The 11,475-nt window shown below is 29.0% G+C and carries 8 protein-coding genes and 1 pseudogene; 7 read left to right on the forward strand and 2 right to left on the reverse strand.

Features of this window, described 5'->3' with window-relative positions; genetic code table 11:
* Positions 1-58: 58 nt before the first annotated feature.
* The 3 genes and pseudogenes from VLK81_RS01535 to VLK81_RS01545 all read left to right on the forward strand — a co-directional run bounded on the left by VLK81_RS01535 (position 59) and on the right by VLK81_RS01545 (position 4,267).
* Positions 59-1,195 carry a sensor histidine kinase gene (locus tag VLK81_RS01535; RefSeq protein WP_324618747.1) on the forward strand — a complete coding sequence of 379 codons (1,137 nt, stop codon included), beginning with the start codon at positions 59-61 and terminating at the stop codon, positions 1,193-1,195.
* Positions 1,196-1,199: 4 nt separating this feature from the next.
* A pseudogene (locus tag VLK81_RS01540) lies at positions 1,200-1,866 on the forward strand (ABC transporter ATP-binding protein).
* Positions 1,859-4,267, forward strand: coding sequence for an ABC transporter permease (locus VLK81_RS01545; RefSeq protein ID WP_324618748.1), 2,409 nt, complete (start codon positions 1,859-1,861; stop codon positions 4,265-4,267). The pseudogene VLK81_RS01540 and the gene VLK81_RS01545 overlap by 8 nt, the downstream one beginning before the upstream one ends.
* 50 nt (positions 4,268-4,317) lie before the next feature.
* Here the strand turns inward: VLK81_RS01545 and VLK81_RS01550 are convergent, their stop codons facing one another.
* Positions 4,318-5,970 carry a hypothetical protein gene (locus tag VLK81_RS01550; protein ID WP_324618749.1) on the reverse strand — a complete coding sequence of 551 codons (1,653 nt, stop codon included), beginning with the start codon at positions 5,968-5,970 and terminating at the stop codon, positions 4,318-4,320.
* Complete coding sequence (locus tag VLK81_RS01555) at positions 5,970-6,164, reverse strand: DUF6440 family protein (protein ID WP_324618750.1); 195 nt, start codon at positions 6,162-6,164, stop codon at positions 5,970-5,972. Before VLK81_RS01555 ends, VLK81_RS01550 begins: the two co-directional genes overlap by 1 nt.
* A 186-nt stretch (positions 6,165-6,350) precedes the next feature.
* On the opposite strand from VLK81_RS01555, the gene VLK81_RS01560 reads away from it, so the two are divergent.
* The 4 genes from VLK81_RS01560 to VLK81_RS01575 all read left to right on the forward strand — a co-directional run bounded on the left by VLK81_RS01560 (position 6,351) and on the right by VLK81_RS01575 (position 11,474).
* Positions 6,351-6,779: a Na/Pi symporter gene (locus VLK81_RS01560; RefSeq protein WP_324618751.1), complete on the forward strand. Its 429-nt coding sequence runs from the start codon at positions 6,351-6,353 to the stop codon at positions 6,777-6,779.
* On the forward strand, positions 6,754-8,121 hold the full coding sequence (locus tag VLK81_RS01565) for a Na/Pi cotransporter family protein (RefSeq protein WP_324618752.1): 1,368 nt from the start codon (positions 6,754-6,756) through the stop codon (positions 8,119-8,121). Before VLK81_RS01560 ends, VLK81_RS01565 begins: the two co-directional genes overlap by 26 nt.
* A gap of 115 nt (positions 8,122-8,236) precedes the next feature.
* Entirely contained in the window at positions 8,237-8,914 is a 678-nt protein-coding gene (locus VLK81_RS01570) for an ABC transporter ATP-binding protein (protein WP_324618753.1), read from the forward strand.
* A gap of 1 nt (position 8,915) precedes the next feature.
* Positions 8,916-11,474: an FtsX-like permease family protein gene (locus VLK81_RS01575; RefSeq protein ID WP_324618754.1), complete on the forward strand. Its 2,559-nt coding sequence runs from the start codon at positions 8,916-8,918 to the stop codon at positions 11,472-11,474.
* Position 11,475: the final 1 nt, after the last annotated feature.

The following is an 11,475-nucleotide window of genomic DNA, read 5'->3' on the forward strand; positions in this document are numbered from 1 at the left end:
ATTTATTTTATACTCTTTTATTTTATTTATTGGTCTTAATTTAGCTTATTTTATTTTTTTGAATAAGACTTATAGAGAAATCTCAAATGAGATTTACAATAAAAATGCCGCTATTGCCGGTTCTATTTTAAGGGATCACAGGGAACTTGAAGAGGATGTTGTAAAAAATATTAGTAAAAGTATAGATTCTGATGATGTAAAACTAGGCACTGAAATTTTAGATAAATATTCTTATACTGAAAGCCCGGATGATCAGAATGTTTTAAAAAGTATTTATAAAGATTCTATTTTAAAGACTTTTCTTATTTCTCTAGGCGGATATTTACTTCTACTTTCTATTTACTTCCTATATCAAAAAAGTTTAGAAAAAAAACTTATTTCTATATATACTGAAGCGGAAAAAGTTATCAATGGAAATTATAGGGTTCAGCTAGATGAGTCTGGTGACGGTCTTATAGATATTTTAAATCATCAATTTAATAAGATGGTTAGGATTATTAGGTCAAATAGTTCTGATTTGGTGAGGGAAAAAATATTTCTAAAAAATACTATGCAGGATATTTCTCACCAACTTAAGACTCCACTTTCTTCTCTAATAATGTTTAATGATATTATGCTTGATGATGAAAATATGCCTTGGGAACTTAGGTCGGATTTTTTAGAAAAGTCTCAAGAACAGTTTGAAAGGATGCAGTGGCTTATTATTAATCTTTTAAATCTTGCTAGGATTGAAGCTGATGCAATAGATTTTAAAAGGGAGGATTATAAGGTTTATGATCTTTGTAAGGCTGCCAAGAAAACTTTAGAGGCCAATTTTCAAAAGAAAAATCTTTCTTTTAAAATCTCTGGCCCAGAGGATGCTACTTTTTTTGTGGACTGGGACTGGACGGTAGAGGCTATTATTAATATTTTGAAAAATGCAACTGAATATTCTCCTGAAAATAAAACTATAGAGTGCAATATAACAAATAATGAAGCATCAACTACCTTAAGTATTATAAATTTTGGAGAAAAGATTGAACTAGAGGATCCAAATTTAATTTTTAGAAGATTTTTCAGGCAAAAAGAAGGAGACTCCGTTGGAATTGGCTTAAATATGACTAAGTCAATTATAGAGGCTCAAAAAGGCTTAATTGATGTTACAAATGTAGAAAATGGAGTTAAATTCGATATTGTTTTTCTAAAGACAAGGTGATTTTATGAGTATTCTTAGAGTTAGAAATATAAATAAAACATATAGATCTAGTAAGGTTGAAGTTAGGGCTTTAAGGGATGTAAACTTAGATATTAAAAAAGGGGAATTTGTTTCTATTGTTGGGCCGTCGGGTTCAGGAAAGTCGACTCTTTTAAAAATTATTGGGGGAATTGAAAGGCCGGATACTGGATATGTATTTATAGACGGTTTAAATATTCAAAAGTTATCAGAAGATAATCTGGCTATATTTAGGAGAAGAAAGATAGGTTTTGTTTTTCAATTTTTCAACCTTGTTCCTGTTCTTAGCGTTAGAGAAAATATTCTTCTTCCAATTCTTTTAGATAATAGAAAAGTAGATGAAGCTTTTTTTTAAAAAGTTAGTAGGAGAGCTAAACCTAAGTGATAGACTTGATTTTCTTCCATCAGAACTCTCTGGAGGTGGGATGCAAAGGACAGCTCTTGCAAGAGCTTTAATTTCAAAGCCATCTATTATTTTGGCAGACGAACCTACGGGAAACTTAGATACAGCTATGAGTAGAGAGATTGTAAATTTGCTTAAATTATCTAGTCGGGCTTATGACCAAACTATTATTTTAATAACGCATTCTTATGAGGTTGCCAAAGCTTCAGATAGAACTATTAACCTTCGTGATGGTGTTATATATGAATAATTTTTCTGATATATACACTAAATATATGCATGAAAATAAAAAGATAAGTATCTTAAATATAATATCCATAATTGTTTCTGTAGGTCTTTTGACCTTGGTTTTTAATTTTTCCATTATTTTAAGAGATTATTTAAAATATGAATATTCTGTTCTTTATACTAATTCTGATATTAGTATAGATAATGTTAATTCTGATTTTTTTGACCGAGTAATGCTAAATAACAAAGTCAATGGGGGGATCGCTGTAAAGAAATCCCATCTTGTTGAGGAGATTACTTATAATAGAAAATCTTATGATTTAAATAGATTTTCAGAAAATTATACTGAGGCTAAGAAATATTATGGAGATGTTGAAAGACTTGTTTCCGCTACTTTAGTTAAGGGAGTTTTTCCAAGAAATAACTCTGAACTTGTGGTTAATAAAAATCTTTTAGATAGGTTAAATATAAAAGCAAATATTGGAGATAAAATTAAGCTTAGCTACAATACACCTGAAAAAAAGCTAGAAAAATATTATATTATTAGTGGGCTTGTAACAGTAGATAATTTTTACTCTAAAAATTTAGTGGGCGGCTTTATGACTTATCTAGATATAAAAAACGAAGGTGGATTTGATACTTATTTTTATTTGAATAAAAACGTGGATAAGCAGAAGTTTTTAGATAAAATTATAGATGATTATAGTCTGGATTGGGCAATTAATAATCCTCAGGTAAATTATATTTATAGTGATTATAGGCCTGAAAAAGTATCTTTTCTTATAAGTTTAGTATTTACAATTATCATCTACATTTTAAGTTTTGGCGGAATTTATACTGTTTATTCAGCTATTTACAAGAAAAGAAAGGATGACTATTCTCTTTTATTCTATGTTGGAGCAACTGATAGTCAGATAAAAAAGATAATTAAAAGAGAAATTTTACTCACCTCCCTAATAGCTATTCCCATTGGACAAATTTTAGGTCTTTCTATTTTAAAAACTGTAGGCTTCAAACAGTTAAGAGAGATATATGTAATGCTAGATTCATCTTCTTTTAAGATGAAAATTTATACCTTTCCAAACCTTATTATAAGTCTTTTATCTTTCTTTATGATATATGTTGCTACAGCTATTGTTCAAAGAAGTGAAGATGAATATGGGGAAAGGAGTGAATATATGGGTGACAGGTTAAGAAAAAAGATAAAGAGAAAAAAATATAGAATTTATAGATTATTTTTTGGCTTTAAGGCATATCTAGCTAGAAAAAGTTCTCTTATAAATAATAGTTCCATCCTATTTCAAAAGATTTCTATAGTTACTGCTGCCTTTTTAATAACTATTACTTCAATTTCTATAAGTTTTGTAAAAGAATATATGATAGATACGAATAAAGCTGTGAATGATATAGTGGCAACACTTGCAGAAGACACATTTGTAACAGATGATTTAAAGGAAAAATTAAGTTCCAATGATAAAATCCTAAACTATTCTTTTTATAGGGACCTACCCGCAGCTTTTGATATAGATGGTTCATATTTAAATGATCTTTTTTATCTGGAAAGCAACAAGAAAGAAAATGTAACTACCTATTATAATCAAAAGGTCCTAGTTCTTGATGATGAAAAATTTAAAGAGTTTTTTGGAGGAATTTCAAATAGAAGTCTAGTTCAATTTGAAAATTCAGATAGGCCTTACTATTATATAGATGAAGGTAAGTCCAAAGTGCCTTATAAGCCTAAGGTAGATAAGATTGGTATTGGCTTATCTTCAAAACTTTACAAAAGCTTGGAAGTTATTGAAAAAACTCCAATAAATAAAGAAGAAATAAATATTACAAAACCAACTATGGTGGTTGTTTTTACAGAAAAACAGGCAAGTAGAATTTTTGGATCAGGTCTAAATGAACTCAAAACAAGCCTTTTAATTAATTTAAAAAACTCAACGGATGCTGAAAGTGTCCTAGGATTTTTAGAGATAAATAAAATGATATCTGATTATTTTCTTTCAGATTACAATAGGACCAATAGAATGTTTTCATTAATAACAAAATATTCTATAATGTTTTCTCTATCAATACTTATCCTTGCAATATTTAATGTAACAAATGCGGTAATTTCAAATATTTATTCCAGAAAAGATGAAATTAAGCTTCTATCAAATATTGGACTTACTAAAAAAGAACTTAAGGGCATACTTAATCACGAGTCAAGAAGAATTTTAATACCTGCGTCTATCTACTCAATTATTCTAAGTATTCTTATATTGATAGTGATCGAGCGTTTATTATTTTATAATTTAATATTTAATTTAAATATTTTAATATATCCTCTAATAAGCATCTTAAGCACTATATCAATTATTTACTTTATAAATAAGATAACAATAAAGCTTTCTTTTGATAGCTTAATTTTAGAAAAATAAAAAAGTCCGCTAAAATTCTAATTTACAGAATTTGGCGGACTTTTGCTTAGCTATTTTTCAATAGAAATAGCATTATATAATTTATCCTTTACCATAAAGGCCTTTACGCTTAGTTTGTCATTAGCTTTTAGAAAAGCTAAATTTTCATCAAGTTTTATACTTGCAATAACTATATTTCCATTATCAAGCAGGATATAATAATTAGTTGTTCCATCAATTACAACTTCCTTAAGGTCTACAACTTTTCCTGATATATCTTCCATTTCTTTTTCTTCGGGAGCAAGAGTAGAGCTTAAACTGGATTCATTAATGTGTGCATTATAGGCCTGTAAAACAGTATTTCCAATTGATACATTTTGGTAATTTTTAGCATCTATAAAAGCATACATTTTAATTAAACCAGCGTTATCTTTAAGTGAAATAAAATAAGTTGGTGCGCCTTTTATATTTAATAAAAGAGGGAAGGTTGCTGTGTAGTTTTTCTCTTGAACCTCACCTTCTGCTGATGCCATTGCAGAAAATTCTTCAGCAGATGAAACAGGATAAAAATCAGCTTCCTTAGTTCTTAAATTTACTAAGAAGAAACCAACATTTGAAGAGTCTTTTGCAACGGATGTAATTCCAGTATAGAAGTAGACATCATCATCTACAGCTAAATAGTTATATCCATCAGTTGGTTTAAGAACTCCCTTTTGAGATATAAAAGAGTTAAAAAATCCTCCCTTATATTTTCCATTCCAAGAAAGCTGTCTTAAAATATCTTCTGAAGAGAAAACCCTATCTACCCAGCTAGGAATATCTTTTAAATCATAATATTTAGCATCTCCTGTATCAGCCCTAACAATAATAGCTCCATTTGGATCAAGAGCCTTCATCCATATTCTAGGACTGTATGTAGGAGTTATCCAGTAGGTATTTCCTTCATCATCTATTTCAAAATTAATTTCCCCAGTAATCTTAGTAGGGTATTTGAACCTAATTAGCCTTTCTATATCCCTAAAGAAGAGCTCACTTTTAGAATATTTTATTGGATTATTAGGTGTTTTTAAATCTACTTTTCCATCTTTCATATCTACTAGAAGATAATGAGGGATTCCCTTTGATTGATTTGATAGCCATTTAATGAATCCATTATATTCTAGGGGAGTTACTCTTACAGGGTTATTTTTATAATTAATTTGTGTATAAGAACTATCAATATTAAACTGGCTAACTAAATCTAAGATTTCTCCCATCTTTCTCTCGCCAAGTCTCTCAGCAGTATCCCTATCAATAGTAGGTATATCTTCAGGCTTTATCTCAGATATTTGTTTAGAAAAATCACCATTTATAGGATTTAATATGTTTGCATAGCTTTTAGCGTGGAAAAATTCACTTGAAGCTATGTTAAGAATCACATACAAGGCAAAAAATACCGCCATTATTTTAATAGATATTTTAAAAATTGAAAAACTTGGACCTATTGTTATTAGAAAAAGACCACACTCCATAGCTAAAAATATTATAAAAAATGGAGAGAAGATATTAATAGGTGGAAGCAGGAAGTAAAATAATAAAAAGCTAATTATTATAAAAAGACCTATGCTTTTTCCCTTACTAAGCTTTAAATCAAATTTTTTCCTGTCCATTTTAATCTTTGATTTATTTTTTAAAATATCCTTAAAAGTGTAAGCTGAAAAGTCTTGGAATTTACCATTATCCATTATTCATTAGCCTCCTCATAGTATTCATATTTATCAGAAATTTTAACTTTTCCATTTTCATCAAGTAGGGGAATTATTGAAGAAGTAGAACTTTCATAAACTAGATAATTCACACCAGTTTCAGAGTCTACAAAAACTTTTAAATTTTCAAAAATACCCTTATTATCATGTGTTTTAATAAACCTCTTTTTCATTAAATCACTCCTTTTTATTTCTATAAGTATATTTTATCATTAATTAGAAAAACTCAAAATACTTTATTTTTTCTTAATAAACTTTCCATTTATAATAAAAACTATATTAAATAAAAGTTAATCTGATTTAAAAATAGTTAATTATATGTTAAAATGAAATAGATAAATAAAAAAGGAGTAATTGATTTGGATATACTAAATTATATTGGTTTATTAGGTGGGCTGGCTCTGTTCTTATATGGCATGGACCTTATGAGTGATGCCCTAGCATCAGTATCAGGGTCAAAATTAAAACAGATTTTAGAAAGTTTAACTTCCAGTAATTTAAAGGGAATCTTACTTGGGGCTGGTATAACTGCAATTATTCAGTCTTCTTCTGGAACAACTGTAATAGTAGTTGGACTTGTAAACTCCGGAATAATGACTCTTAATCAAGCGGCTTCTGTAATAATGGGTGCAAATATAGGTACTACTATGACGGCTTGGATTCTTTCCCTTGCATCTATTTCCTCAGATAATCTTTTGATTGAATTACTTAAACCAACTTCCTTTTTCGCCAATCCTAGCTCTTATAGGTGTTATTTTGATAATGAAGAAAAAGTCTCAGAAGAGTGAGGAGATAGGCAAAATACTTATGGGATTCTCAATTCTTATGTTTGGAATGAACTCAATGAGTACAAGCATGAGTCCACTTGCAGAAAGTCCAAAATTTACAAATGCTATGATGCTATTTTCTAATCCAATTCTTGGGGTTTTAGCTGGAGCAGCAATAACAGCTATTATTCAATCATCATCAGCATCTATTGGTATCTTGCAGTCCCTATCTTCACAGGGAATAGTTTCTTTTGGATCGGCTATACCAATTATTATGGGACAAAACATCGGTACCTGCGCAACAGCTCTTATATCAACAGTTGGTGCAAGTAAACCTGCTAAAAGAGCTGGTATAATCCACCTTTTATTTAATATAATAGGTACATTTTTATTCCTAACTTTATTTTATATAATTAATGCTATTAGACCATTTTCCTTTATGGATAATTTTATAACTCCTGTAAATATAGCAACTGTCCATACAATAATGAATATACTTACTACTATGGTTCTTTTTCCATTTACAAATAAATTTGTAGAAATTACAAAAAGGCTTGTTCCTGCTAAAAGTGACAGTAAAATTGTTGGAGCTGGAGAGTTTTCTAGACTAGATACAAGACTTATTGAAACTCCCGGACTTGCTCTTCAAGAAGCCTTTGATATTTCCAATAAAATGTTTGATCTTACCATAGAAGCGGTAGAAGAAGCGGTAGATATAGTAGAAAATTTTAATGAAGAAAAATATTATAGCGTTGTAAGACTAGAAAAAGCAATTGACCTATATGAAGATAAATTAGGTTCATATGTTTCATTTATAGCTAAAAATCTTGTTTTAAAGTCTGACCAGGCACTAGCTTCAGTTATTCTTCAGGCGATTGGAGAATTTGAAAGAATGAGTGATCACGCCAAAAATATTGCTCAATCAGCCAAGGAGATGGATGATAAAAAGCTTAATTTTTCAGATGAGGCTAGGGGAGAGTTGGAAGTTTATAAAAAAGCCTTGCTTCAAACAATAAAATTTACTAAGAATATTTTTGAAAGTCTAAATTACAAAGAAGCTATTAAAATAGAAAGTTATGAAGAACTTGTTGATTATATGACAGACGAAATTCAGCTTCGTCACATAGAAAGAGTAAAGGCTGGTACTTGCTCTATAGAACTTGGATTTATTCTATCTGATATTACAACTTCAGTAGAACGTATTTCTGACCATATTTCAAATATTGGAGTTTCTTTAGATCACATGTATGAAGAAGAGCTTGATCAAACAAAACATATAAAAGCTAATTTAAAAGAAAATCCTGAATTTATAGAAACATACAAGAAATTAAGAGAAGAATTTAGACTTCCAATGAAAAATTAAGAAGACCTAAATTTTGATTTGAACCCTCTTTACTGAACATACCAGTAAGGAGGGTATTTTTATTTGTCACTTTACTGTCACTTACATATAATATTATTAACTTGAGGTGAAAATAATGAATATATTGGAAGTTAGAAATTTAAAAAAATATTATAAACTTGGAGATAATTTAGTTAAAGCGGTGGATGATGTTTCTTTTTCGGTAGAAAAGGGCGAGTTTTTAGCTATAATTGGGCCTTCAGGCTCTGGAAAATCCACATTACTTCACCTAATAGGTGGGGTTGACAGAAAGGACAGTGGAGAGATAATTGTTGGCGGAGAAGATATAACAAAACTTTCAAATGAAAGGCTTGCTATATATAGAAGAAGAGAGGTTGGAATAATTTATCAGTTCTATAATCTAATAGCTACCCTAAATGTTGAGGAAAATATTTCAATTTCTAAAAGATTAGACGATAAAACGGTAGAAAAGGAAGAGATGGATGAAATTTTAAGGAGAATGGGTCTATTAAATAGAAGAAATAATCTTCCAAATCAATTATCTGGAGGCGAGATGCAAAGAACATCTATTGCAAGAGCCCTAATTAATAGGCCAAGCTTAGTTCTAGCAGATGAACCAACTGGAAACCTAGATACTAAAAATTCTGATGAAATAATAAATATTTTAAGGGAATTTAATAAAAATTATAAGCAAACAATTATACTAATTACCCATAACCCCGAAATTGCAAATCAAGCAGATAGGGTTATTGAATTAGTAGATGGCAAGATTAAATCAGATGTGAGGAAATAATATGAAATTAATTAGAAGCCTTAGTTTAAATTATTTAAAAAAGAATAAAAAGAGAACGTTAATGACTATCTTTGCAATATGTCTTTCAGCAGCTCTTATATTTACTGTATTAAATATGGTTTATGTACTTAGAACTTCCTTGATTGACTATGTAAAAACTGGAGAAGGTGAATTTAATTTTAAGTATGAAAATGCTTCTTCTTATATTGATACTTTAAAGATAAATAGAGATGTTGATGGAAACTTGGGAGTTTTAAATTTTCTAGGATCTAGTAGGTCAAAATCTAAAAATGAATATAAACCCTATCTTGCCCTATATTCTGCTGATAGTGATTCACTAAAAAGGTTTAATTTTAAACTAAAAGAAGGAAGGTTAGCTCAAAATAGAAATGAAGTCATAATTCCAGATACCCTAAATTTATATGGCAAGTTAAATTTAAAGCTTGGTGATTATATTGATTTAGACTATATTGAAAGATTTTCAGACGAAGGGAAAATAGAAAGAGGATATCTTAGAGATGGTGAAAAATTTAAAAGTCTAGATAGAAGTGAAAGGCTGAAAGTTGTAGGTATAGTAGATAGATTTACTAGCCAGATAGAGAGTTTTGATGATGCAGCTTTTACCTTGATTACTAAAGATTCTGATAAGGACAAGGTAGTATCTAAGGATGCTTATTTTTCATTTAAAAGCGTAGATGATTATTATAAAAAGCTTGAAAATATTTTTTCAGATGATGCCGATAATGTAATTATAAATTCACCCCTAATTAAACTTCAAAGTTATAAAAGTGAAGATAGTGAGATGAAGATGATTTTAGCTTTAGGAATTTTTCTAGTTTTTATTATAGTAATTAGTTCTATAGCAATTATTGGGAGTTCATTTTCTATATCAACTGTTGAAAAGAAAAAAGAGTATGGAATTTTGAAGAGCCTCGGTGCTAGAGATAAGGATTTAGCCCACGGTTTAAGGTTTGAAGGCTTAGTTTTGGGGCTTGTTGGTAGTATTTTTGGAGTTATTTTAGGACTTTTAGCTTCATTTATAGTAAGCGCTGTTATAAATAGTCTTTTAGTTAATTTTATTAGTGGTATGGGGATTAAATTTAAAATAAGTTTAATTGCTTTAATGGTAGCATTTTCCCTAGGCGTAATCACATCTTTAATATCTAGTAGTAGGCAGGTAATTAGTATTAAAAAAATTAGTCCAATAGAGGCAATAAAGGGAACAAGCGATATACTTATTAGAAAAAAAGATGTTAAAATTCCAAAATTCATTTCTTCTATATTTGGCATTGGTGGAGAAATTTCCTATAAGAATATGAAGAGGAATAGGAAGAGATATAGGGCAAGTGTTATAGCTATATCAATATCTATCATAGTTTTTATATCTATCTACTCTCTTGTAAGTCAGCTTGAGAAGAGTGTTAGATTGGAGCATGCCTATAAAAATTACAATTTGGTAAGTTATATTAATAGGTCTACTAATGAAACTGATAATGGTAGTATTGATGAGTATAGAAAAAATCTAGACAAATTAGTAAAATCAGTTATTGAGGATGAAGAATATTCAATAGTTAAAAGATTTTATGCTTATATGGAAACTAAGTATTTAAGTGAAGATTTGTTAAAGTTTTTTCAGGAAAAACAAGGCTATAGTAAAGATGATAAAAGTATAGGTATAACTATAAATGTACTTGATGATAAGTCATTTGAAAAGACATTAAAGGAAAATGGCTTAAAAGGTAATGGATTATATCTTGCTTGTAATGAGTATTTTATAAAGACAGATGATGGCAAAAAATATTCTTTTAAATCATTTAAGGACAAAAGTATTTCATATAGCTACGATCAAAATAACTATAGGAATGAAGAAATAGAAAATCCAATTTCTTTTAAGGAAGATGTAAATTTAGAATTTATAAAAAAAGTTCCTATAGGATTTGATGAGAGAGATGGCAATAGGGGAATTAATTTAATTGTAAAAGAGTCAGATTTTAAAGAAAATCCTATATTTTCAGATGAAGTGCTCTATATAAATTCTATTAATCCACATAGTACTTTAGATAAAATTGCTGACTATGAAAGAATATCAGAGACTGAAAAAATGTATTTTGATAATTTGGATGAGGCCCGTAAGATGAGAAATAATATTCTTACAATTTTAAAAATCCTTAGCTATGGTTTTATAATAGTTATTAGTTTAATTGGAATTACCAATATTTTCAATGCTGTTTCTGCAAGTATTATTCTTAAAAAAAGAGAGTTTGCATCTCTTTTATCTTATGGTATGACAAATAAACAGTTTAAAAAAATGAATTTATTGGAGGGGATATTTATTTCCTCTAGGGCACTTTTAATTGGACTACCTATTGGAATACTATTTTCTATTATTATAAATATTATTATAAGGAGAAACTTGGAGCTTCAATATTCTTTTCCACTTGGAGCAGTAGTTATTTGTATAATTTTGGCTTTTGCTTTAGCCCTATCTATAAGTAGCTATCAATTATCTAAAATAAAAGCCGAAAATATTATAGAAAATATAAGACTAGAAAATATATAGT

It is taken from the genome of Citroniella saccharovorans (assembly GCF_035481615.1).
Taxonomy (GTDB): domain Bacteria; phylum Bacillota; class Clostridia; order Tissierellales; family Peptoniphilaceae; genus Citroniella; species Citroniella saccharovorans.